The 23146-nt window shown below is 60.5% G+C and carries 21 protein-coding genes; 14 read left to right on the top strand and 7 right to left on the bottom strand.

Annotated elements, in window-relative coordinates; all coding sequences use genetic code 11:
- Positions 1–89 precede the first annotated feature (89 nt).
- The 3 genes from FMN63_RS03870 to FMN63_RS03860 form a co-directional block, all read right to left on the bottom strand.
- Positions 90–1406, bottom strand: a complete 1317-nt coding sequence (locus FMN63_RS03870) for a TRAP transporter large permease (RefSeq protein WP_148582636.1) — start codon at positions 1404–1406, stop codon at positions 90–92.
- Positions 1403–1990: a TRAP transporter small permease gene (locus FMN63_RS03865; RefSeq protein ID WP_148582635.1), complete on the bottom strand. Its 588-nt coding sequence runs from the start codon at positions 1988–1990 to the stop codon at positions 1403–1405. The genes FMN63_RS03870 and FMN63_RS03865 overlap by 4 nt, the downstream gene beginning before the upstream one ends.
- A gap of 66 nt (positions 1991–2056) precedes the next feature.
- Positions 2057–3097, bottom strand: coding sequence for a TRAP transporter substrate-binding protein (locus tag FMN63_RS03860; RefSeq protein WP_148582634.1), 1041 nt, complete (start codon positions 3095–3097; stop codon positions 2057–2059).
- Positions 3098–3794: 697 nt separating this feature from the next.
- Here FMN63_RS03860 and FMN63_RS03855 point away from each other — a divergent pair.
- The 14 genes from FMN63_RS03855 to FMN63_RS03790 all read left to right on the top strand — a co-directional run bounded on the left by FMN63_RS03855 (position 3795) and on the right by FMN63_RS03790 (position 19073).
- Entirely contained in the window at positions 3795–4871 is a 1077-nt protein-coding gene (locus tag FMN63_RS03855) for a coiled-coil domain-containing protein (RefSeq protein ID WP_148582633.1), read from the top strand.
- Between the two features lie 11 nt (positions 4872–4882).
- Complete coding sequence (locus FMN63_RS03850; RefSeq protein ID WP_148582632.1) at positions 4883–6016, top strand: hypothetical protein; 1134 nt, start codon at positions 4883–4885, stop codon at positions 6014–6016.
- A gap of 9 nt (positions 6017–6025) precedes the next feature.
- Positions 6026–7975 (top strand): AAA family ATPase, encoded by a 1950-nt coding sequence (locus FMN63_RS03845; protein ID WP_148582631.1) that lies wholly within the window; start codon positions 6026–6028, stop codon positions 7973–7975.
- Positions 7972–9339 carry a DUF6638 family protein gene (locus tag FMN63_RS03840; protein WP_148582630.1) on the top strand — a complete coding sequence of 456 codons (1368 nt, stop codon included), beginning with the start codon at positions 7972–7974 and terminating at the stop codon, positions 9337–9339. The genes FMN63_RS03845 and FMN63_RS03840 overlap by 4 nt, the downstream gene beginning before the upstream one ends.
- Positions 9336–10004, top strand: a complete 669-nt coding sequence (locus tag FMN63_RS03835) for a DUF1523 family protein (RefSeq protein WP_148582629.1) — start codon at positions 9336–9338, stop codon at positions 10002–10004. The genes FMN63_RS03840 and FMN63_RS03835 overlap by 4 nt, the downstream gene beginning before the upstream one ends.
- Positions 10005–10208: 204 nt before the next feature.
- Positions 10209–10889: an HAD family hydrolase gene (locus FMN63_RS03830; protein ID WP_209000922.1), complete on the top strand. Its 681-nt coding sequence runs from the start codon at positions 10209–10211 to the stop codon at positions 10887–10889.
- A 1-nt stretch (position 10890) separates the two neighbouring features.
- Positions 10891–11847 carry a sugar-binding transcriptional regulator gene (locus FMN63_RS03825; protein ID WP_148582627.1) on the top strand — a complete coding sequence of 319 codons (957 nt, stop codon included), beginning with the start codon at positions 10891–10893 and terminating at the stop codon, positions 11845–11847.
- Between the two features lie 164 nt (positions 11848–12011).
- A complete protein-coding gene (locus FMN63_RS03820; protein ID WP_148582626.1) occupies positions 12012–13322 on the top strand; it encodes an ABC transporter substrate-binding protein in 1311 nt (436 codons plus the stop codon).
- 85 nt (positions 13323–13407) lie between these two features.
- Positions 13408–14280 (top strand): carbohydrate ABC transporter permease, encoded by an 873-nt coding sequence (locus FMN63_RS03815; protein ID WP_148582625.1) that lies wholly within the window; start codon positions 13408–13410, stop codon positions 14278–14280.
- Positions 14281–14283: 3 nt separating this feature from the next.
- Positions 14284–15114: a carbohydrate ABC transporter permease gene (locus tag FMN63_RS03810; protein ID WP_148582624.1), complete on the top strand. Its 831-nt coding sequence runs from the start codon at positions 14284–14286 to the stop codon at positions 15112–15114.
- Positions 15115–15125: 11 nt separating this feature from the next.
- Positions 15126–16130, top strand: coding sequence for an ABC transporter ATP-binding protein (locus FMN63_RS03805; RefSeq protein WP_148582623.1), 1005 nt, complete (start codon positions 15126–15128; stop codon positions 16128–16130).
- Positions 16127–16900, top strand: a complete 774-nt coding sequence (locus FMN63_RS03800; protein WP_148582622.1) for an L-iditol 2-dehydrogenase — start codon at positions 16127–16129, stop codon at positions 16898–16900. Before FMN63_RS03805 ends, FMN63_RS03800 begins: the two co-directional genes overlap by 4 nt.
- Positions 16901–16903: 3 nt before the next feature.
- On the top strand, positions 16904–18379 hold the full coding sequence (locus FMN63_RS03795; RefSeq protein ID WP_148582621.1) for a mannitol dehydrogenase family protein: 1476 nt from the start codon (positions 16904–16906) through the stop codon (positions 18377–18379).
- A 154-nt stretch (positions 18380–18533) separates the two neighbouring features.
- A complete protein-coding gene (locus FMN63_RS03790) occupies positions 18534–19073 on the top strand; it encodes a TlpA family protein disulfide reductase (RefSeq protein WP_148582620.1) in 540 nt (179 codons plus the stop codon).
- A 32-nt stretch (positions 19074–19105) separates the two neighbouring features.
- Here FMN63_RS03790 and FMN63_RS03785 read toward each other — a convergent pair whose 3' ends face one another.
- Genes FMN63_RS03785 through FMN63_RS03770 form a run of 4 tightly spaced genes read right to left on the bottom strand, consistent with a single transcriptional unit; the run spans position 19106 to position 23056 of the window.
- The gene (locus FMN63_RS03785) at positions 19106–19933 is read right to left on the bottom strand and encodes a heme ABC transporter ATP-binding protein (protein WP_148582619.1); all 828 of its coding nucleotides are present in this window, start codon (positions 19931–19933) and stop codon (positions 19106–19108) included.
- An 11-nt stretch (positions 19934–19944) separates the two neighbouring features.
- Complete coding sequence (locus tag FMN63_RS03780) at positions 19945–21087, bottom strand: FecCD family ABC transporter permease (protein WP_148582618.1); 1143 nt, start codon at positions 21085–21087, stop codon at positions 19945–19947.
- Positions 21087–21986 carry a heme/hemin ABC transporter substrate-binding protein gene (locus FMN63_RS03775; protein ID WP_162854987.1) on the bottom strand — a complete coding sequence of 300 codons (900 nt, stop codon included), beginning with the start codon at positions 21984–21986 and terminating at the stop codon, positions 21087–21089. The genes FMN63_RS03780 and FMN63_RS03775 overlap by 1 nt, the downstream gene beginning before the upstream one ends.
- Positions 21983–23056, bottom strand: coding sequence for a hemin-degrading factor (locus FMN63_RS03770; protein ID WP_502706264.1), 1074 nt, complete (start codon positions 23054–23056; stop codon positions 21983–21985). Before FMN63_RS03770 ends, FMN63_RS03775 begins: the two co-directional genes overlap by 4 nt.
- Positions 23057–23146 lie beyond the last annotated feature (90 nt).

Below are 23146 nucleotides of genomic sequence, written 5' to 3'. Positions count from 1 at the left end.
GGCACAGCCTCTGAATTGGTTTTAGTCATCATTGTTATATCTCATACCTATTTTGATACACCGAAACGGCGCACGCCTTCCGGCTGGGGTTAACCAGCCAGAAGGAACAGGGTGATTGACGGAAACAGGACCAGCAGGATCACGCGGACGATGTCGGACGTCACGAACCAGAGGACGGCCTTGTAGGTCTCCTTCATCGGCGTTGATCGGTCCATCGCGTTGATGATGAACAGGTTCATGCCAACGGGCGGCGTTATCAGCCCGACCTCCACAACGATCAGCACCAGGATGCCGAACCAGATCGCGACGTGTTCCGGGCTCATGCCGAAGTCGAGCACGCTGATCACCGGGAAGAAGATCGGGATGGTCAACAGGATCATCGACAGACTGTCCATGAGACAGCCGAAGACCAGATAGAACAGCAGGATCAGCGTCAACACCGTCAGCGGGCTGAAGCCCTGGCCGACGACCCAGCCTGAAAGTTCCTGCGGCAACTGGCTGAGCGCGAGGAAGCTGTTGTAGAACCCGGCGCCGAGCACGATGAAGAAGATCATCGCCGTGCTCAACGCGGTCTGGATCATGCTGTCGACAAAGATCTTCCAGGTCAGGTTGCCGGAGATGAGCGCGATGACACCCGTTCCCGCAGCACCGACCGCAGCCCCTTCCGTAGGCGTGAACCAGCCCAGGTAAATGCCTCCGACCACAAGCCCGAACACCAGCAGAACCGGCCACACGTCCATCAGAGCACGCATCCGCTCGGCATAGGGCACCGGTTCACGCGTTCCGGCGGAGCCGGGGTGAAGCCGCACATAGATGGAGATCGTGATCATGTAGCCGATGGCGGCCAGCAGGCCCGGAATGAAGGCGGCCAGGAACAGTTTGGCGATGTTCTGCTCGGTCAGGATGGCATAGATCACCAGGATGACCGACGGCGGAATGAGAATGCCGAGCGTTCCACCGGCGGCCAGCGTTGCCGTCGAGAAACCGCCGGAATAGCCATAGCGGCGCAGTTCCGGCAGAGCGACACGGCTCATGGTGGCGGCGGTCGCCAGCGACGATCCGCAGATCGCGCCGAAGCCTGCGCAGGCCCCGACAGCCGCCATGGCGACACCGCCCTTGCGGTGGCCGAGCCAGCTTTCGGCAGCCTTGAACAGGGACGATGACATGCCTGAATGGGTCGCGAACTGCCCCATCAGCAGGAACATCGGAATGATCGTCAGCGAATAGCTGGAGAAGGTCGAATAGGTTTCCGACTTCAGCTTGGCGAGAATGATGTTGGGACTGCCGGTCGCAAGATAGAGACCACCCAGGCCGCAGATCATCATGGCAAGGCCGATGGGCGCGCGCAGGAAGATCAGCAGCAGAAGAACGGGAAACGACAGATAGCCGAGTTCAAGCAGGCTCAATGGACCCCTCCCTCGGCATCGGGCGTGAAACGCCGGCCGGTAAACAGTTCAAGCACCTTGGCAACCGCACAATAGAGCGCGACGACGGAGGCAACGGCAGCAGCGGCAAAGCTGAGCGCGAAGGCCCACCAGACCGGAAACTGGAGCAAAAAGGTGGTTTCGTTGTAGCGCATCTTGTCTTCCATACCGACGAACAGCCGCCAGGTGATCAGGAAGACCAGCAAGCTGAGGAGAATCTCCCAGAGCACTTCAAGGCCCCGGTTCAGCCAGTTAGGGAAGCTGCCGGCGAAAACGTCCACGGTGGCGTGTCCACGCTTCAGCTGGCAGATCGGCAGAAAGGCGAAAATGGTGAAGCTGATCCCCGCCTCGACCAGTTCAAAATCGCCGGAGACCGGACCGACGCCGGTCGCGATCAGCGCGTTGGCGGCGCTTTCGGACAAAGAGGTCAGAAACTCGGAATGACCGAATGTGTTCAGCCCGCGGCCGAGCACGCTGACGCAGGTCAGCCCGATCAGCGCCGTCAGAACCAGACCGCCGAGTATCGCCATGAAGCGCGCGAGACGCTCCACCAGAGTGAGCAGCATTTTTCATGTATCCTGTCGAAGAACGTTCTCCGGAAACTGTGTTTCCGGAGAACTGCTTCATGACGGTCAGTTGGCCATCAACTCATCGGCACGCGCCTTCAGCGCCTTGCCATCGATGCCCTTGGCCTCCATTTCGGCGTACCATTCGTCAATGGAGCCCTGTGCGGCGGCTTCCCATTCGGCAGCCTGCTCGTCCGTCAGCGTGATGATGTTGTTACCCATCTCCACGGCAGCCGCACGCGGGCCGGCATCGTCCGACTGCATCTGCTTGCCGGCAAATGCGGAGAACTCCTCTCCGGAGTTCGCGTCGATAATGGCCTTCAGGTCATCCGGCAGGCTGTCATACTTGTCCTTGTTCATCGCGAAGATGAAGGACGTGGTATAGAGCGCCTTGCCCGGAAACTCCGTGTGGTTCTTGACCAGCTCGTTCACCTTCAGCGCGCCGACAACCTCCCACGGGATGACCGTTGCATCGACCACGCCCTTGCTGAGCGCTTCCGGAATGGCCGGAACCGGCATGCCGATCGGCGTTGCGCCGAGGTTGGAAAACAGCTTGTTGGTCACACGGGTCGGTGCTCGAAGCTTGACGCCGTTGAGATCGGACACGGTTTCGATCGGCTTGCTGGAATGGATCACGCCGGGACCATGAACCCACAGGCCCAGCGGCTTGAAGCGCGCAAAGTCCTCGTCCATCATGGTTTCTTCGGCAAGCTTCCAGTAGGCGCGGGACATGGTCTCCGCATCCGTCATCGTGAACGGAAGCTCAAACACCTCGGCGCGCGGGAAGCGGCCCGGCGTATAACCGGCAACGGTCCAGACAATATCCACGACACCATCGACGACCTGGTCGATCAGCTCCGGCGGCTTGCCGCCAAGCTGCATGGCCGGATAGCGCTCGATCTTGATGCGTCCATCGGATTCGGCTTCGATCTTGTCGGCCCAGGGGTCGAGCACGTTCTTGGGAACATTGGCCTGTGCCGGCAGAAACTGGTGCAGGCGCAGTGTGACTTCCTGCGCCAGCGTGGTCGATGCGGTGCCTGCAAGCGCAATTGCGGATACAGTCGCAGCCACAGCCAGTTTGGCAAACTGCTTATGCAAGTTGATCATTGGTTTCCTCCCTGTTCGATCAACTTCAAGATCCGACCGGAATCCTCCCTCCGATCAGATGATGAGTTATAATAGTTATACTTCATAACTTTTTTCAAGCTATATTTCTGACGTCAGTTCATTCCCTCCATGGTCAGCTTTGCATGCACGCAGCCATTCCGAAAGTTATACATTCTGGTCAGCCGCAAAAGCATCACAACACCCTGTAAAACTTGCCGGAGTTTGTGACGGCTCATTTCCAAAGGCAAGACTCTCCACAAGAACAATGGACAAAAAACGCCGATATCCTCAACCCTGCCAAATCCCGCAAAGAAAAGTCAGGCAGGCAAAATGAACTGTCGCGTCTTGCCGATAAGAAAAGCACTGACATTTTCTACGGTATCACGCAGCCCGGATTGTCGAGGATCACCACATGCGGTCCGAGCGACAGGCTCAACCGATATCATGCTGTTGGCCGTTCAGGCGTTCGAAGAATGGACCTGCCCGCTCCCCGTCTCGCCGGGAGTGCCAGGGCCAAGCGACCCCGTTTCCGTTTCAAGGCAGGCAGACAGGCCGGGAAGGCCTCGGTCACCGCTGACTGTCCAGCCTCCGCAAGCAACCGGAGCCATAACGTTTCGGCAAGCGCGTTGTAATTGTATTTCCACACAGACTTGCTAAATAAGACCCACATTACAAAAATTTTATCCGGAAGAGGCACATGGCGGATTTCAGCGCTCAGATTGAGAAATCAAAAAAGGAAGTGGCCACGGCAAGGCAGAAGATCGACGAGCTGACCTCGAAGATCGAAACCGCAAAGTCCAAACTGAACACCGGCCAGGATATTTCAATCGACATCGAGAACGCGTCTCTGGACGATGTGCACAAGCACACCGAACTCATGGGGGCCAATATCGCCGAGCTGATCATGGGTCTCGATGATGTCACCGCAACCTTCTCCAAGGACTTCGATGCCATGCGCACGAAGACCGGATGGGAAAGCTTCATCGGCATCTTTTCCCAGCAGCGCTCCGACAGCATCCGCCAGGAACGCATGCGCTCCGCCAGCATCGACGACAAGCTGCAGGACCTGATCTCCAAGTCCAATGTCATCGGCCAGTTGCTACAGGAACAGCTCAACACGCTGAACGAACATTCCAAGCGCGTGGAAGCCAACCTCAGCGAGACGCTGAACCAGCGCGAACAGACCGTCAGCACGCTGGAAGACATCAAGGCCAAGCTGATCGCGATGGACCCGGACGTGATTGCCCTGGAAAACAAGATCTCCATGGAAACCGACGCAGCCACCCGCACCAAGCTGGAAAGCCAGCTTGCCGAGATGAACGCCGAATACAACCGCCTTGCCCAGGAAGAACAGGTCAAGCTTGCCGAAAGCCAGACGCTGGAACGCTACATCGAAAAGGGCAAGACCTGGGTCGACAGCCTGCAGAACCAGGCGGCCACCCAGATGGTGCTGATCAACAAGCTGCAGACGGACACCAAGCAGCGCGTCGTGCTTTACGATGCCCTTGTGAAGTCGCTCAAGACGGCGCAGCAACAGGACATCGCCCACAAGATCAACGAGATCGGCGTGGCCACCGACAAGGAAGCCCAGTCCGCCATGGCTGCCATCGGCTCGGCAACCAACCAGCGCATGGCCGACATGATGGAAGCCCACGAGGACCACATGGTGTTCGCCCGCAAGGTGCTGGAAGAAAAGGCCAAGTCCGACGAGCGCTTCGCACGCCGGTTCCAGCAGATCGTCGAGAAACACGACAAGAACACGTACGGGGCCTGAGGGTCTGAACGGTGGATCTGACCCTGGACCACAGAACCCTGGAAGAAGCGCATGAAACACGGCGCTACTTTGCCAAGTTCGAGCGGATCATCTCGCACTTGCAGGGTGTCGCGGAAAGCGTCATCAACGAGAACACGGCGCTTCCCACGGAAATTCCGGTTCTGAAGGAATATCTGGAAGCGCTGTCGGGAACCTTCACAGCGCTTTCCTACAAATACCTGCTGGCGGGCCGTGTCTCTGACATGCTGCCCTCACTCCTGAACATCGACCGTCAGGACAGCGGCTTCCCGATCTATCAGGAGCTGCTGCAGATGGCCAACGATGCCATGCAGGCGGACAAGCATTTGCGCTCGCTGCCAACGATGCGTGAGCTGAAGCTGGAAATGGTCAACCATATCCTGCGCGAGCAGTCCTCGCCGACCAACCTGCAATTCGCGGCGTCGCAGCGCCAGTATTACGAAGAGCTTGCCAAGGGCACGCTGTTCTGGGCGCGCAACGACCCGCGTCTGGCCTGGATGGGCAACGTCGCCGACAACCGGCGTCTGTACCGGCTGCACTGGGCGGTTTATGACAGCCAGCAAAATATTCCGCTGATCTATATTCTCGACCTGGAAGACAGCGGCAAGTGGCCGTTGGCCAAGGACGAGCGCCGGTGGCCGCGCGTCCAGAGCCATCTGACCGCGCAATCCGCCGCTTCCCTAAAGCTGGTGACGATTGCCCGCGGTTTCGACCGTGACTTCGACGACCTCCATCCCAAGCGCCTGCGCCGGTTCTTTCTTGGCCCCATGTACAGCCACGCGTTCACCCAGCAGTCCGGCCCCTTGCGCGACGTGCTGGCCGAAGTTGCCGGCCGGCCGGGCGAGGACTGGGCACTTGCCTGGACGACCGAAACGCTGGTTGCCTCCGGCTCCGAGTTCGAAGCCGCCGGGTTTTTCTCGTCCGTCGAACGGCAGGTCTACCAGCTCGATCCGCTGTCGGCCCAGAGCCCCGTGTCACAGGACGTGGCGGGCCACACCCACCAGCAGCGCTCGCTCATCCTGCCCCAGCGCCCCTATCAGGTTCTGGAAGAGCGCAACCCGCCAGGCTTTGCCAATATCCGCAAGTATGCCGTCAGCCCTTCGGGCAAGATCCTCAGTTACAAATAGGTTTTCCGCGTGACCCTTTCCAACGATCTCATGGAACTGAAAGAAGACAAGATCCGCGAGAAATATGTCTTTGCTGAAACGATGCTGCAGGGCTTTGACCACACGCCCCGCATCGCCAGGAAATCTGAAGCGCCCGTTGCCCAGGAGCGCTCTCCCGGCCTTGGCGCGCGCCGGCGGTTCCGCTCCACGACACCCGGCCTCGTCACACGCTCCACCGCCCGCCCGGAAGGCGTTCAGCTTTCGACCCGCATTCTGGAGTGTGACGACGACGCCCTGACCACACCGCTGCAGGCCAGTGTCCTGCGGTCCCTGCGCCGGGCACTGGCCGTGGCCCAGGTAACCGCCGACCAGTTTGCCGAGCAAAGCGGCCTTGCCGAGCTGAAACGCGCCAACCTTGCCGGAACGCTGGACGCCTCGCAGAAGACGCGGTTCCAGGACCTGTTGTCGGCAACCGCCATGATCGCCCTACATGTCTTTGCCAACATGACGGATTTCCTCCTGTCCGGCCTGTCTGCCGAAGCGGGGGAAACCGACATCCAGTGCGGCGAGGTCGAGGAAATCCTCTTCGACAACGACCAGCTTGCGCTTCATGGCATTCTCTGGGAACTGGATCAGGAGATCGCCGCGGCCGCGATTGGAACCGACGCCCAGCTTATCAGTCTCGTCACCTCCTTCTGCGAACAGCTGATGGAAAAGGTAACGCTGCGCGCGGAAGGCGTCAGCGTGTTGCAGCCCTTCTCCGAAAGCCGCTACCGGGTGGAAGCGGACAATTTCGAGATCACCGGCTTTACGCCCTCGGGGCGCGCGCACTCCACGACGCTCGCCATGGCGTTCAAGAAGCCGGAAGAAGTCGTCGGCAACCACATCGCCAAATACCAGGCGATGAAGCTTGCCAAGATGCTGATGGCCTATGATTTCGACCGCAAGCTCAACCCGTTCGCGGAACTTGGCGGCTTCATCTTCACCTTCATGGGCGACGGCAAGCCGGGCACCGGCAAGACCACGCTGATCCAGATGATGGCCGGCATGGTCAACGACTATTGTCAGGTCGCCGGTTATCCCTTCCGCTACCAGAACCTCTCCACCGAGAGCATCGACAGCTATCAGGGCAAGTCGGCCCAGAACGCCAAGGCCTTCATCCGCAACGTGACCGACCCGAATGTGATCGGCTTTGGCACCATCGACGACATCGACCAGCTTGCTGGCAAACGCGGCGACCGCCAGTCGTCTGCCGGCCAGTTGGAAATCACCGCCGTTCTGATGGAAAGCTTTGCCGGTGCCAACACCGTGGTGCGCGGCAACTGCACGTTCGGCATGTTCTCCAACTATCCGGAAAACGTCGACGATGCCCTGCGCCAGCGCGCCGGCGCCCGCTTTCTGGTCGATGGCCCGAAGAGCCGAGAGGACTACATCGACATCCTGCATCTGCTGATGGGCAAGAACCACTCGATCCCGGTTGGCGACCATGACCTTTTCGAAGCCCAGGCCCTGAAGAAAGCCGTTGCCGCCTCCTACGACCGTCATTCCCGGCCGCAGGAAGACGCACTGCTCAAGGTGTTCGAAGCGGTGCAGGCGGAAACCGGCGACCTGGACACGATCGCCAAGCTCGGCACCTATCTGAAGGCCATCCAGCAGGCGGACGAACGCTTTACCGGCCGCGCGATCAAAAACATCACCGACGCGGTGAAGGTGCGGGCGATGGATTTCGAACTGCCCGACGAATGGATGGAAGATCCGGAACTGTTCCTGTTCAAGGACTACGACACCAAGAAGGCGATGATCGCCGAACTGGCACAGCCGATCACCGTCGACATGGTCATTCAGGAAATCAACCGTTACGCGGACAGCGAATTCCGCTACGCGGACAAGTCCGACGAAGTCGCCATCGAAAACGCTGTGCGTGAAATGCAGCGCATGGAAGAAGCCAAGCGCCGGTATATGGAAATCAAACGCCCATGATGAGGCTCGTCAAACATCACCTGATGTTCGGCAACCTCTATGAGGTGTCCGCACCGTCCATGGTGGCCCGTTACAACCGTGCGCTGGAACATCTGACCGGCAAACGGACGGCACTTGAGGCCTTTCACATCGACATCTCCGGATACTCACCCGAGATCGGCGATGAGCTGGACGATATTCATTACCTCAATCCGCATGGCTGCAACCGGCAATTCATCCTGCTGTCGATCGAACAGAAGACAGGACCGCTGCTGAACGCCAGGTTCTCGACATCCCGTTCGATCCTGAGACGCTTCATCGATGACAACGAGGAGCAGCTCTTTGCCCTGTCGATCCGCGATTGTGTGGTCGGCGAACTGGTCAACTCGATCTATTCCATTTCCTCGCCGCAGGACCTTTTCTATATCCGCGCCATCGAGGTGGAAGCCGATACTGTTGGCGGGCATTCGGAAGCGGGCGAGGAACTGGCCGACAAGATCGACGCCTTCATGAGCGAGCCGGATGCCTGGTGGGACGATGTCCTGATTGCGGAGATGATCGAGCTTTCCAAGCAAACCGGCGACATCATCCGCACCCCGTTGTCGATCGGTTCGAAAAGCTATGAGCAGGGCAACTTCTACACGTCGCACTTTGGCGGGCTGTATGTCTTCCGCGATGTGAAGGAAACCGCGTGCATTGCCTCCAAGCTAACGGAAGCTGTCATCGACCTGCCGGTGAAACATGTCTTCAGCCTGGAAGACCGGCATGAAGTCGCCGATTTCCTCAACCGCAACCAGCTGGTGGAACCGATCCTCGACGCAGGCGGCGGCGTTGCCAGGAGCCTTCTGAAACAGAAGCTCGACTTCATCGTCATCGACACAGCTGCCAGCCATGGCGAGGACCTGTCGGATGTCTCGCGGCGCGATCTGCGCGCGCTCAGGCGCAAATATCACCAGCAGCTTCCGGCCGAATATCATGCGCTCAACGAGATCGTGCAGAGGCTGGACCTGAAACCCGAAAAACTTTGGGTCGAACCGGAAAACGCGGCTTACTTCTACCTGCTGCGCTCACGCAATCACCGCGACAAGAACCTCGTCAACATGCTGCTGTCCGAGCTGACACCGCTTGACTTCCGCCAGCTTTTCATTTGTCACAAGGACGCTTTCTACGACCAGTACCGCACCTGGGGCGAGTCCAAGAAGGACTATGCAGCCCAGTTCCTGGCGGAAGAATATATGGTCGACAAGGTCGGCACCCGGCTGGAACTCTTCGGGCCGGAGGCCGGCATGGCGGAGGAAGACCAGGCCGATTACGGCTTTGGCAGGAACATGGGTCCGTGGGGCGCAATCCCCGGGGAACGAGACGGTGAGGACGGCGCACGATGAAATGGATCAAATGGATAATCGGCATTCCGCTCCTGCTGATCCTTGTCGCTTTCCTCCATTACACGCTGCCCGGCCGCGACGTCGTGCGGATTGTCGGCACTGACGTCAAACGCATGGACATCGGCTCCTCCTCCCTGTTCTGGGCAGCCCCCGACGCGGGCACCAACCAGAACTGGACCAGGGACGTCCGCTTCATCAACACGGTCTGGCCCAATGGCAAGCCGAGGGTCTACCGCAACGAGGACACCGACTGGGGCTGGCCGCCCTATTTCAAGTTCGACAGCAGCAACATAACCGCCCAGGCACAGGATCTGGCCAAGAAAAGCGACGATGTCTGGATCGCCGTCACCCATTACGGCTGGCGGGTGGAACTGTTCACGATCTTTCCCAATGCGATCAGCATCGAGGTCGTCTCCGGGCCGGATGTGTTCCTGATCCCCTGGTTCAACATCCTGTTCATTCTGGTGCTGGTGGTCCTGGCCTACCTGATCATCAAGACCGTCAATGCCTTCAAGAAAAGGCGGATCGACCCTGTGGTCGACGGTATCGACGACTTCATGGACGACGTCGGCGACAGCGCCGAACAGGCCCGCGCCAGCGCCCACCGCCGTGCGAGCGAAGCCACAAGCGGGTTCCGCCGCTGGCTGAAGCGCTGGTTCGGTTGACGCGGCCGCGACGGCGTGCAGGATCAATGCACTTTCCAATGCCCCTCCTCATCCTGAGGAAGCGCGACAGCGCTGTCTCGAAGGATGGGCCGCTTGCTCCCGAGTGTGCTGCCCATCCTTCGAGACGGACCTGACGGTCCTCCTCAGGATGAGGGGGACTTGCTTCTAGACACCAAAAACAATCGTAAGCCAGGAACCCCGAGCTTGAATCAGCCAATCGACCTTGTCATCTTCGACTGTGACGGTGTCCTCATCGACAGCGAGGTCATCAGTGCGCGCATGCTGGTGGCGGAGCTTGCGACGCGCAATGTTCATATCACCATGGACTATGTCGCTCACCATTTCCTGGGCCGAAGCTATCCGGTTGTCCTGCAGCAGATCCGCCAGGAATTCGGCGTCGACTTGCCGCCGGAATTCGAAACCGCTTACCGGGCCAATCTTCTCAGCGCCTTTGAAACGGAGCTCCGGCCGGTCAAGGGTGTGCGGCAAGTGATCGAGGGTCTTGCCGTGAACTATTGCCTTGCCACCAGTTCCAGTCCGCCGCGGCTTGCCAAGTCGCTGGAAATCACCGGGCTGACGGACCTGTTTGCCGGGCGCACCACGACGGCCTCCGAGGTTGCCCACGGCAAGCCCGCACCGGACCTGTTCCTTCTGGCGGCGAAAAAACATGGCGTTTCGCCCGAGCGCTGCCTGGTGATCGAGGACAGCGAAAACGGCATAAAGGCCGGGCTGGCCGCCGGTATGGAAGTCTATCGTTTCATTGGCGGATCACACCTGACAGGCCTCGCGAATTCCCCCGACGCCGGGGCTGGTGCCGCGCAACTGTTTGCATCTTTCGGCGAATTCTTTCAGCTTAGGCCGGATCTGAAGAAGAACGGCACCTGAAATGAAACATAAAATTCCTGCCGAGGCATCACGTCTCGATGATGCCGCCCGCGCCGGCTGGTTATACTATGTTGCCGGCAACACCCAGGACGAAATCGCCCGCAAGCTTGGCGTTTCCCGGCAATCGGCGCAGCGGCTGGTCTCGCTTGCCGTCAGCGAGCGGCTGATCAAGGTGCGGCTCGATCATCCGATTGCCCATTGTATGGAATTGAGCAGCCGCCTGACCGACCGTTTCGGCCTGCAGAGCTGCGAAGTCGTTCCCAGTGACCCTGACGCCCCGTCCTCCACAGTCGGCATTGCGCTGGCGGCGGCAGCCGAGATGGAGCGTCAGTTTCGCTCCCAGACACCGAAGATCATCGCCTACGGAACAGGGCGCGCGCTGCGTGCCTCGGTCGACCAGCTGCCGCTGATGGACTGTCCGCAGCACCGCATCGTCTCGCTTCTGGGCAACATGATGTCGGACGGCTCGGCCTCGGCCTACAACGTCATCATCCGGCTCGCCGACCGTATCAATGCCCGGCACTACCCGATGCCCCTGCCCGTGTTCGCCCGCTCCCGCGAGGAGCTGCAGCTCCTGCACAATCAGGAAGCGGTGCACAATATCCTCGATCTCATCCGTCAGGCGGACGTCACCTTCGTCGGCATCGGCAACATGGGTCCGACCGCACCGCTGACGGTTGATGGATTCGTCAGCCACGACGAAATGCGCGCCCTGGAAAAAGCCGGCGCCATCGGCGAGATCACGAGCTGGGTCTACGACCGGAAAGGCGCGCTTGTCGAAGGACTTACCAACGACCTTGTGGCCAGTGCTCCTCTGCTTCCGGCGGGGGAAAAACCGGTTTACGGGATCGCGGCAGGCGACGGCAAGGTGCCTGCCATGCTGGGGGCCTTGAACGGCAAATTTGTGAATTGCCTGATCACAAACGAGACGACTGCTGAGCAATTGCTCAAGCTCTGAGCTTTTTCCCATTTCACATAACGAATTGTATTTAAAAGGCTTTTCGCAGCGCAGCGAGAAGCCTTTTTAATTTTAGGCGATTCACGCCTTGACTCAAGGTCAGCAATCGAGCGAATATTTGCCCGCAAGAATGGCAATTGCCCAATCTCGCCTGGGAGGAAAATATGGCATTTCATACCCGTGCGCTGCTCAGCGCATGTGCAATGGCGGCGCTATGCGCATCCGCATCTGCAGAAACCATCACCATCGCAACCGTGAACAACGGCGACATGATCCGCATGCAGGGTCTGACGAAGGACTTCACCGACAAGAACCCCGACATCGAAGTCAAATGGCTGACCATGGAGGAGAACGTTCTCCGCCAGCGCGTCACCACGGATGTCGCCACCAAGGGTGGCCAGTTCGACGTCATGACCATCGGCACCTACGAGGTTCCGATCTGGGGCAAGCAGGGCTGGCTCGTTTCCCTGAACGACCTGCCGGAAAGCTATGACGTGGATGACCTTCTGCCGGCTATTCGCGGCGGCCTGACCGTTGACGGCGAGCTCTATGCAGCCCCGTTCTACGGCGAAAGCTCCATGGTCATGTACCGCACCGACCTGATGGAAAAAGCCGGCCTGGAAATGCCGGAAGCCCCGACCTGGGACTTTATCGTCAAAGCCGCAAAGGCAATGACGGACAAGGAAAACGAAATCTACGGCATCTGCCTGCGCGGCAAGGCCGGTTGGGGTGAAAACATGGCGTTCCTGACGGCCATGTCGAACTCCTTCGGCGCGCGCTGGTTCGACATGGACTGGAACCCGCAGTTCAACACGCCGGAGTGGAAAGAGACCCTGACCACCTATCTCGACGTGATGAACGAAGCAGGCCCTCCGGGCGCGTCTTCCAACGGCTTCAACGAAAACCTGGCGCTGTTCCAGACCGGCAAATGCGGCATGTGGATCGACGCCACCGTGGCGGCCTCCTTCGTGACCAACCCGAAGGACAGCCAGGTTGCCGACAAGGTCGGTTTTGCCCTGGCACCGGACAACGGCCTGGGCAAGCGCAGCAACTGGCTGTGGGCATGGACCCTGGCCATTCCGGCCGGCACCCAGAAGGAAGCCGCGGCGAAGAAGTTCATCGACTGGGCAACTTCCAAGGAATACCTGGAACTGGTGGCAGCCGAAGAAGGCTGGGCGAACGTTCCTCCGGGAACCCGGACGTCTCTCTATGAGAACCCGGAATACCAGAAGGTTCCCTTTGCCAAGATGACCCTGGACAGCATCAACTCCGCTGACCCGAACAACCCGACTGTCGAGCCGGTTCCCTATGTCGGTGTGCAGTTCGTGGCTATTCCGGAATTCCAGGGCATGGCAACGGTCACCGGACAGGTGTTCTCTGCTGCCCTTGCAGGCTCCATGGACGCTGACGCCGCCCTGGCCGCAGCCCAGGCTGCAACCGAACGCGAAATGAAGAAGGCCGGTTACATTAAGTAGAAGCCTTCGCGGACCGGCGGGCGTCTGCCCGTCCCGCCGGTCTCCTCCTCTTCCGCGTGAGCTCTGACCGAGCAAAGGTCACACCATGGCTACCCAACACTCACGGGCGGCGGCCCGTTTGATGATCTCCCCGGCAGTTCTGCTGCTGCTGGGTTGGATGATCATCCCGCTGTCGATGACGCTCTATTTCTCTTTCCTGCGCTACAACCTGCTCATTCCGGGAATGGAAGAGTGGACCGGCTGGACCAACTACGAGTTCTTCCTCACAGATCCGGCCTTCTTCGCAGCGCTGACGAACACCCTGTTGCTTGTCGGGGGCGTCCTTCTGATCACCATTATCGGCGGTGTGCTTCTGGCCCTGCTGCTCGACCAGCCCTTCTGGGGCCAGGGGATCGTGCGCATTCTGGTCATCGCCCCGTTCTTCGTCATGCCGACGGTCTCCGCGCTGGTGTGGAAGAACATGTTCATGAACCCGGTCAACGGCCTGTTCGCCTACTTCGCGAAATTTCTCGGTCTGCAGCCGTTCGACTTTCTGTCCCACGCACCGCTTTTCTCGATCATCCTGATCGTTGCCTGGCAGTGGTTACCCTTTGCAACGCTCATCCTGCTTACCGCCCTGCAGTCGCTGGACAGCGAACAGCTGGAAGCGGCCGAAATGGATGGCGCCAACTTCCTGAACCGCTTCGTCTTCATCATGGTGCCGCATCTGGCCCGCTCGATCACCGTTGTGATCCTGATCCAGACGATCTTCCTGCTGTCGGTTTTCGCTGAAATTCTCGTCACCACCAATGGCGGTCCTGGCTATGCCTCGACCAACCTCACCTACCTGATCTACGCCCAGTCGCTGTTGCAGTTTGACGTCGGCGGCGGATCGGCCGGCGGTGTGGTCGCCATTATCCTCGCCAACATCGTTGCGATCTTCCTGATGCGGATGATCGGCAAGAACCTGGAGGCCTGACCCATGGCGCGAGCAGTCTCCAACCGCCGCAAGGCCCTCGTCACCATCTGTGCTTGGGCCGTCGGCATCGCCATCTTCTTCCCGATCCTGTGGACCGTGTTGACCAGTTTCAAGACGGAAGCAGAAGCCATTGCGTCTCCTCCCAGCTTCCTGTTTTTCGACTGGACTCTGGAAAACTACAGCACGGTCCAGGAGCGTTCGGACTATTTCCGGCACTTCTCCAATTCGGTCATCATCTCCTTCGGCTCCACCCTGCTGGGTCTGCTGATCGCGATACCGGCCGCCTGGTCCATGGCCTTCGTGCCCGGCAAGCGCACCAAGGACGTCCTGATGTGGATGCTGTCCACCAAGATGCTTCCGCCGGTCGGCGTGCTGATCCCGATCTATCTCCTGTTCCGGGATACGGGGCTTCTCGACACACGCGTCGGCCTCGTGATGGTGCTCACCCTCATCAACCTGCCGATCATCGTCTGGATGCTGTTCACCTACTTCCGCGAAATTCCGGGCGAAATCCTGGAAGCCGCGCGCATGGACGGTGCCGAGCTCTGGTCCGAGATCATCTATGTGCTGACACCCATGGCGGTGCCCGGTATTGCCTCGACCCTGCTGCTCAACATCATCCTGTCCTGGAACGAAGCGTTCTGGACGTTGAACCTGACGGCAGTCGACGCCGCCCCCCTCACCGCTTTCATTGCAAGCTATTCCAGCCCGGAAGGCCTGTTCTACGCAAAGCTGAGCGCTGCCTCGACAATGGCAATCGCCCCGATCCTCATCATCGGCTGGTTCAGCCAGAAACAGCTCGTACGCGGCCTGACCTTCGGCGCGGTTAAATAGGAGACCTGAACATGGGTCAGATAACCCTCAATCAGATTACCAAGAGCTTTGGCGACGTTCAGGTTATTCCGCCGCTGGACCTGCAGATCGATGATGGAGAGTTCGTGGTCTTCGTCGGGCCCTCCGGCTGTGGCAAGTCCACACTCCTGCGGCTGATCGCAGGCCTGGAGGACGTTTCGTCCGGCGACATCAACATCGACGGCAGGAATGCCACCGAGGTTCCACCGGCAAAACGCGGTCTTGCCATGGTGTTCCAGTCCTATGCGCTTTATCCGCATATGTCGGTGCGCAAGAACATCGCCTTTCCGCTGCGCATGGCCGGCATCGACAAGGCGGCCCAGGACGCCAAGGTGGCTGCGGCCGCCAAGGTGCTGAACCTGACCGATTATCTGGACCGGCGCCCGGGCCAGCTTTCCGGTGGCCAGCGCCAGCGTGTCGCCATCGGCCGCGCCATCGTGCGCGAACCCGCTGCCTTCCTGTTTGACGAACCCCTGTCGAACCTGGACGCGGCACTGCGTGTCAACATGCGGCTCGAGATTTCCGAACTGCATCAGTCCCTGAAGACGACCATGATTTACGTCACCCACGACCAGGTGGAAGCCATGACCATGGCCGACAAGATCGTGGTGCTGCATGCCGGACGGATCGAGCAGGTCGGCTCGCCGCTGGAGCTTTATCACACACCACGCAACAAGTTCGTGGCCGGCTTCATCGGTTCACCGAAGATGAACTTCCTGTCGGGGCGCTTTGCCACCGAATTCGATGCAGCCACCATCGGTGTGCGTCCGGAACATCTGACCGTGTCGCACAGCGACGGCAAGTGGGTCGGCAAGGTCGCCGTTTCGGAACACCTGGGCTCTGACACCTTCCTTTATGTCGACATGGACGGCGTCGATGAACCGGTCACCGTGCGCTCGACCGGCGAGATCGGTTTCCGCCACGGCGATACCGTCCACCTGACCCCGACCGCGGACAAGATCCACCGCTTCGACAATCAGGACTTGAGGATCGCATGAGCCGACTTGCAGGGAAATCAGCGCTGATAACCGGATCGGCCCGGGGGATCGGCAAGGCCTTTGCCGCGCGGTTTGTGGAAGAAGGGGCTCAGGTGGCGATTGCCGACATCAACCTGAAGGGCGCCGAAGCCGCAGCGCGCGACATCGGCCCAAACGCCTATGCCATTCAGCTGGACGTCACCGACCAGTCCTCCATCGACGCGGCCATTGCGGCCGTGGAGGAGAAGACCGGCGGGCTCGACATCCTGGTCAACAACGCAGCGCTGTTCGATCTCGCACCGATTGTCGAGATCACCCGCGAAAGCTACCAGCGCCTGTTCGACATAAACGTCGCCGGAACACTGTTCATGATGCAGGCCGCGGCGAAATCGATGATCAGGCGCGGTCAGGGAGGCAAGATCATCAACATGGCCAGCCAGGCGGGCCGGCGCGGCGAAGCGCTGGTGGGCATCTATTGCGCCACCAAGGCCGCCGTCATCAGCCTGACCCAGTCGGCGGGCCTTAACCTGATCGAACATGGCATCAACGTGAATGCCATCGCTCCCGGCGTCGTCGACGGCGAGCACTGGGACCACGTGGATTCGATGTTCGCGAAGTACGAGGGCCTGCAGCCCGGCGAAAAGAAAGCCCAGGTTGGAGCCTCCGTGCCGTTCGGGCGTTTGGGCACCGCCGAAGACCTCACCGGTATGGCCGTTTTCCTGGCGTCGAAAGACGCGGATTACATCGTATCCCAGACCTACAACGTCGATGGCGGCAACTGGATGAGCTGACCAATGACCCAAAAACTAGATGAAACTGTGCTCACCAGTCTTCCCGAAACCGTCAAGGCCCCGGCTTACAGCCGGTCGGACCTTTCCCCCGGCATCCTTCACATCGGTGTCGGCAATTTTCACCGCGCGCATCAGGCCATCTACCTGAGCAAGCTGTTCGATCTCGGCGAAGGCCATGACTGGGCCATCGTCGGCGCAGGCCTGAAGCCCTATGACAAGGCCATGCGCGAACGCCTGCAAGGCCAGGACTGGCTGACGACCGTGGTCGAACTCGATCCGGACGGCCTGAGCGCGCAGGTCTGCGGTGCCATGATCGACTTTGTCGATGTGGACCCGCAAGCGCTGATCGCGCGCCTTGGCGACCCGGATATCCGCATTGTCTCGCTGACGATCACCGAAGGCGGTTACTTTGTCGATCCGAACACCGGTGGGTTTGATGTCAACCACGCGGACATTCAGGCGGATCTGGCTTCGCCCGATGCCCCTCAAACGGTTTTCGGCGTGCTTGTGGCCGCCCTGCTGGCGCGCCGCGACAAGGGTATTGCCCCCTTCACCGTAATGTCCTGCGACAACCTGCCGGAAAACGGCCACATGGCGAAACAGGCCGTTGCCGGGTTCGCCAAGGCGCTGTCACAGGAAGCCGGAAGCTGGATTGCCGACAACGTCGCCTTTCCGAACGGGATGGTCGACTGCATCACGCCGGCGACCGGTGACCGCGAACGCACCCTGGTGCAGGAGCGTTTCGGCCTGACCGATGCCGCTCCCGTCGTCTGCGAACCCTTCCGCCAATGGGTGCTGGAGGATCACTTTCCGGCCGGCCGTCCGGCTCTGGAAAAGGTCGGCGTCGAATTCGTCGATGATGTCGCCCCTTACGAACTGATGAAGCTGCGCATTCTCAATGGTGGCCACGCGGCCATTGCCTATCCGGGGGCTTTGCTGGGGCACTACTTCGTCCACGATGCCATGGCCGACCCGCTGATCCGCGCCTTTCTGAAAAAGCTGGAAGAAGACGAAATCCTGCCCACGGTACCGGAAATTCCTGGCGTCAGTTTTCAGACCTACCTCACCACCGTGATGGAGCGTTTCTCCAATCCGGCCGTGGGGGACACGATCCCCCGTCTTTGCCTTGACGGCTCCAACCGGCAGCCGAAGTTCATCTTGCCGTCGATCCAGGACCGCCTCGACAAGGGACTGCCAATTGCGGGACTGGCCCTCGAAACGGCGCTGTGGTGCCGCTACTGTCTCGGCCACAACGAGGCTGGAGAGCCGCATGTCATCGAAGACAACAACGCAGACCTCCTGAAGTCCTGGGCGAATAGCGTTTATACCGGCAACACGAATGACAGCGAAATACCGGAGCTCTTCGGCGGCCTTGCCTCCGAGGCAACCTTCCTGAAGGCCTTTGGCTTTGCTGCAAAGATGATCGCCGAGAAGGGTGTTGCCGAAACGCTGACAGCCTATATCGACGGCCGGTTTTAAAGCGGCACGGCCGCGTTCCAGACAAGGCCCCACTCACTGACAAGGGATCACACTCGCGCCACTGTGTGCGCAATGTGATCCCATTTGCCTTTCAATTTGCCCTGCTCCGCTTACGTTCGCCTGTACTGGAACGCGGTAAGGCGAGACTACGGGCATGACACACTTGAATCGACGGGATCTTCTGGCAGGCAGCGCGGCAATGGCCTTGCTGCCGGGAACAGCGTTTGCGGCAGGCGACAAATTCTTCCGGCTTGGCTTGGCCGAACCGGGCTTTACCATCCAACCAAAACTCGACCTGCCCGACCCTGACGGCACCGTTCACACGCTCTCCGACTATTCCGGAAAGGTCCTGCTGGTCTCGTTCTGGGCAACATGGTGCCCACCCTGCCGAAAGGAAATGCCCGGGCTGGCGCGTCTTGGCCAGGAACTTGGCCCCGAAGGGTTCGAGGTGCTTGCCGTCAACGTCGGCGACCGGCAGGACCGGATCGAAGGCTTTCTGGATGAGTTCGACCATGACGGCCTCACCGTCCTGATGGACACGGACAAGGCCATGCCCAGCACCTGGTTTCTGCGCGGCCTGCCGGTGACCTACATTCTGGACGGCACCGGCAAGGTTATCCTTGCCGCCATCGGGGACCGGGTGTGGGATTCGGACGAAATGATCTCTGCGCTGCGCACGCTGAAAAGCACCTGACGGCAAAGCTGCGACCACTGCGATGGCAGAGGTCAGCCGTTGTCCTTGGGCACGATCACGGGCCGCCCTCCGCCCGGACGTGTCAGGATTTCCAGCGGAAAGTCGTAAGCCTTCGATAAAAGCCCGGCCTGCATCACCTCGTCGCGCGCGCCGAAGGCGAGACGACGTCCACCCTGCATGACCAGCACATGGTCGGCGAAGGCAGCGGTCAGATTGAGATCATGCATCACGGCCACGACGCCGCCGCCGCGCTTGGCGTAGTCCGCCGCTAGCTGCATGATCTGGACCTGATGCTTGATGTCGAGACTGGACACCGGCTCGTCCAGAAACAGCCAATGCGGCAGCCCTTCCTGCGGCAATGGCTCCCAGACCTGACACAAGACGCGCGCGAGCTGCACCCGTTGCTGCTCTCCGCCGGAGAGGTCCTGATAGCTGCGCCCTTCGAACCCGGTAAGGCCCACCTTCGCAAGCGCCTCGGCGATACGGCGGGCGCGGAAGCTTCTGTCCCGGCGCACGCCTGTGACACCAAGTCCAACCACTTCGGCCACATTCAGCGGAAACGAGATCTGGCTTGCCTGCGGCAGCACCCCGCGCCTGGCCGCCAGAACCTCCGGCGACAGGCCGCGAACCTCGAGCCCGGCAAGGGCGATCTTCCCGGAATAGGGCATGTCCCCTGTCATCGCCTTCATCAAGGTGGTCTTGCCGGAGCCGCTCGGCCCGATAATCGCCAGCACCTCGCCTGCCCTTGCGTGGAAGGAGAGATCCTGCACGATCCGGGTCTTGCCCGCTGAAACAGAAACCTGTTCGACAACGAGATCCGCCGTCAATGCCGTGCCGGTTTCAATTGTACTGTGCAACATGAGTCCCGCTCCTAAAGGCCGGTCAGGCCGCGCTTACGCAGCAGGATCCAGAGGAAGAACGGCGCACCGGCAAAGGCGGTGATGATGCCGATGGGCATTTCCGCTGGTGCCACGATGGTACGCGCCAGCGTATCGGCGGCAATCAGCAGACAGGCGCCAAGAAGCGCTGCGGCAGGCAGCATGTAACGGTGGTCCGGCCCGATGGTGAGGCGAAGCAGATGCGGCACGACGATGCCGACAAAGCCGATGCCGCCACTGACCGCCACGCAGGCCCCCGTTGCGGCCGCCACCAGAAGAATGCTGAGGTTCTTGAGCCGCTGCACCTTGATGCCGATGTGAGAGGCCGCGGCCTCGCCCAACGTCAGCGCGTTGAGACCGCGCGCCAGAAACGGTACACAGACCAGCATGACCAGGATGATGGGCGCGGCGGAAGCGACCTTTTGCCAGTTGGAACCGGCGAGCGAGCCCAGGCCCCAGAACTGAAGGTCGCGCAGTTCCTGGTCATCGGCCACATAGACCAGCAACCCGGTGATCGCACCGGTGAGCGCCCCAAGCGCGATACCCGCCAGAAGCAATGTCGCGACCGAAGTGATGCCGCCCCGCGTGCCGATCCGGTAAAGGATCAGCGTCGTCACCAGACCACCACCGAAGGCCGCCAACGGGACCGCGTAAATGCCCAGGAGCGCCATGACCGGAGCCAGCAGCGAATTGCCCAGAACGATGAAGGCAGCCGCGCCAAGCCCCGCCCCGGCGGAAACGCCCACAATGCCGGGATCCGCCAACGGATTGCGGAACAGACCCTGCATCACCGCGCCGGAAACCGCCAGCGCCGCCCCGATCAGCGCTCCCAGCGTGACACGCGGCAAGCGGATATGCATGAGCACGATCCAGTCCCTGGCCGATACCCCGTCCGGAACATGCTCGCCCGCTCCTGCGACATAGGACGGCACATGCGGGAGAAGCTCCAGAACGGGGATCGATATGGGACCGATGGCAAGGCTTCCCAGAATGACGAGGCAGGTGAACGCGGCAAGCAGCACAATGACCGCGCGCGCGAGGGGCGCCCGGTCTCCATGCTTGAGATCGGCAAGCCCGAGAAGCGCGGAAAGCCGCCCGCTTCTGCCCGCGAGCGCCGTTTCGCTCATCAAGGCCATCAGCTTGCCGTGTCCGCCAGGCGGTTCGACAGGTCGCGGACAGCTTCGGCCGTACGCGGACCGAACCCGAGGAGGAGCTGTCCGTTCATCCGGATCAACCGCTTGTTGCGGCCTGCCGGTGTCTGCGCCAGCGCGGGATGATCGAAGATCGCTTCGGCACTCGCGCCGCTGTCACCGTCGCCGTGCCGGTCCATCATCAGCACCACGTCGGGGGCCGCGCTGATAATGGCTTCATCGCTAAGGATCTTGTAGCCGGAAAAGCCGGTGGTGGCGTTCTCCGCCCCCGCCAGTGTCAGAATGCCGTTGGCGGCCGTATCCGAACCTGCAGCAAGGATACGCCCGGCTTTTGTCGACAGAACAAACAGAACGCGCACCCCTTCGGTCCTGCTTTCCGCAGCACGCTGCGCCTCGGCGAGATCGTCCCCCAGCTTGCCCGCAAGAGCTTCAGCTTTAACCGGCACACCGAGCACTTCACCGACGACACGCACTTTCCTGAGGATCCCCTCGGCGGTGTAGGCCTCCGGCACATCCGCCATCGTCACACCGGACTTGTGCAACACGTCCAGCGTTTCCTGCGGACCGCTGCCTTCCAGCATGAGGATCAGATCCGGATTGACGGACAACACGCCTTCCGGCGAAAGCGCGCGCATGTAACCCACATCCGGCAGGTTTGAAGCTTCCGCCGGATAGATGCTTGTGGTGTCGCGGGCAATCAGCCTCTCCTCTTCACCAAGGGCATAGACGATCTCCGTCACCGAACCGCCGATGGCGACCACCTGATGGCTTTTCGGAAAGCCTGTTTCTTCGGCGAACAAGGGCTTTGCGGACAGCACCAGGGCAGCGGCGGTCAGAACGACCGCCACAGAAACACCGCAAAAACGCGAGAGAGACCCGATCATTCCGCAGCTCCCAGCCTGACCGCACCGTCGAGTTTCGGCATGTTTTCGGCAAGGCCGCGCCAGTCGGTGCGTTCCCGGTTGCCTTCACCGCGCACGCCAAAGAACTGGATGATCTGCTGGCCTTCGCTGTCATAAGCCTCGACCGAGGTAACATGACCGACATCCGCCGGCTTGCGCACCACCCAGACCTCATAGATGTGATCGGTGCGCAGATGCAGATGGAACGTCGGATCCATGATGTTGATCCATGGCCCCCTGTCCATCACGTTTTCCACCGGGCCGGAATGGATCTGGATGCAGCCGCGGTTGCCGACAAAACACATGATCGGAATTCTTTCCGAGGCGGCAAGACGCAACAAGGCCGGGACGGCGCCCCGATCAAGCGGCCAGGCCCACGCATCGCCCGCAAGTTCGAAGGCGCTGACCCGGTCGAGGTCCAGATCCTTCAACAGTCCGTGGAACTGGTGCGGATCGGTCATGGCCTGCCAGCGGTCGCGCAGCACCGCTTCAGCACCCTGTGACGGCAGCTTTCGGCTGAACGGCTCGGCTTTGCTCACGTCAGGCAGGACATCCGGTGCCTGGTCTTCCAGCGCCAGCTTTTCAACCAGAGTGTTCCAGGCTTCCAGGTCCGTTTCCGCGCGGGTGTGGATCTTCATCACCGCATCGCCATGGGCATCGAAGAACTGAAGCGACCTGCGGATATCGTTGCCGTCAGCCTTTTCAACCGCGAAACCATGTACCCAGTTGGCCGGGAACATGCGCGTGTCGATCTGCTCGCCCAGCATCAGGGCCGCACGCTTGCCGTTCACGAATTTCTCGAACGGTCCGATCTTCTCGTGAACCGCACTCTCGTTGCGCGTCAATGCCATGACCGTGCCAACGCTCTGCAGCCCCGGAAACAGGTCGTCGAATCGCGGCTCGATCCGGCGCGCACCATGCCCGACGAAGCTGGCCACCAGCTCCGCTTCCGTGATGTCGAGCATCTGCGCCAGATCCCGTTCGCGCATCTTCGGATTGTTCGCGCGTGCCGCCCGGATGCTGGCAGCGCTTTGCCTGGGTTCAGAGGAAATCTGATCGGCATTCATGAGTTTTGCCCCTAATCGCTGTGGTCTTCCTGCAGCGCATCTTCAGTTTCCCGCCCCCAACATCCCGTCACGTAA

The organism is Stappia sp. BW2, from assembly GCF_008107695.1.
Classification (GTDB): Bacteria; Pseudomonadota; Alphaproteobacteria; order Rhizobiales; family Stappiaceae; genus Roseibium.
The sequence above is the reverse complement of the archived record's forward strand: the minus strand, read 5'-3'. Positions and strand labels throughout refer to the sequence as shown.

Excerpts from the sequence above, each read along its gene's own strand:
- FMN63_RS03815 (WP_148582625.1), top strand. The coding sequence starts at position 13,408 with ATGGCTACCCAACACTCACGGGCGGCGGCCCGTTTGATGATCTCCCCG.
- FMN63_RS03855 (WP_148582633.1), top strand. The coding sequence starts at position 3,795 with ATGGCGGATTTCAGCGCTCAGATTGAGAAATCAAAAAAGGAAGTGGCC.
- FMN63_RS03820 (WP_148582626.1), top strand. The coding sequence starts at position 12,012 with ATGGCATTTCATACCCGTGCGCTGCTCAGCGCATGTGCAATGGCGGCG.
- FMN63_RS03790 (WP_148582620.1), top strand. The coding sequence starts at position 18,534 with ATGACACACTTGAATCGACGGGATCTTCTGGCAGGCAGCGCGGCAATG.
- FMN63_RS03865 (WP_148582635.1), bottom strand. The coding sequence starts at position 1,990 with ATGCTGCTCACTCTGGTGGAGCGTCTCGCGCGCTTCATGGCGATACTC.
- FMN63_RS03810 (WP_148582624.1), top strand. The coding sequence starts at position 14,284 with ATGGCGCGAGCAGTCTCCAACCGCCGCAAGGCCCTCGTCACCATCTGT.
- FMN63_RS03860 (WP_148582634.1), bottom strand. The coding sequence starts at position 3,097 with ATGATCAACTTGCATAAGCAGTTTGCCAAACTGGCTGTGGCTGCGACT.
- FMN63_RS03795 (WP_148582621.1), top strand. The coding sequence starts at position 16,904 with ATGACCCAAAAACTAGATGAAACTGTGCTCACCAGTCTTCCCGAAACC.
- FMN63_RS03835 (WP_148582629.1), top strand. The coding sequence starts at position 9,336 with ATGAAATGGATCAAATGGATAATCGGCATTCCGCTCCTGCTGATCCTT.
- FMN63_RS03805 (WP_148582623.1), top strand. The coding sequence starts at position 15,126 with ATGGGTCAGATAACCCTCAATCAGATTACCAAGAGCTTTGGCGACGTT.
- FMN63_RS03825 (WP_148582627.1), top strand. The coding sequence starts at position 10,891 with ATGAAACATAAAATTCCTGCCGAGGCATCACGTCTCGATGATGCCGCC.
- FMN63_RS03840 (WP_148582630.1), top strand. The coding sequence starts at position 7,972 with ATGATGAGGCTCGTCAAACATCACCTGATGTTCGGCAACCTCTATGAG.
- FMN63_RS03775 (WP_162854987.1), bottom strand. The coding sequence starts at position 21,986 with ATGATCGGGTCTCTCTCGCGTTTTTGCGGTGTTTCTGTGGCGGTCGTT.
- FMN63_RS03780 (WP_148582618.1), bottom strand. The coding sequence starts at position 21,087 with ATGGCCTTGATGAGCGAAACGGCGCTCGCGGGCAGAAGCGGGCGGCTT.
- FMN63_RS03800 (WP_148582622.1), top strand. The coding sequence starts at position 16,127 with ATGAGCCGACTTGCAGGGAAATCAGCGCTGATAACCGGATCGGCCCGG.
- FMN63_RS03785 (WP_148582619.1), bottom strand. The coding sequence starts at position 19,933 with ATGTTGCACAGTACAATTGAAACCGGCACGGCATTGACGGCGGATCTC.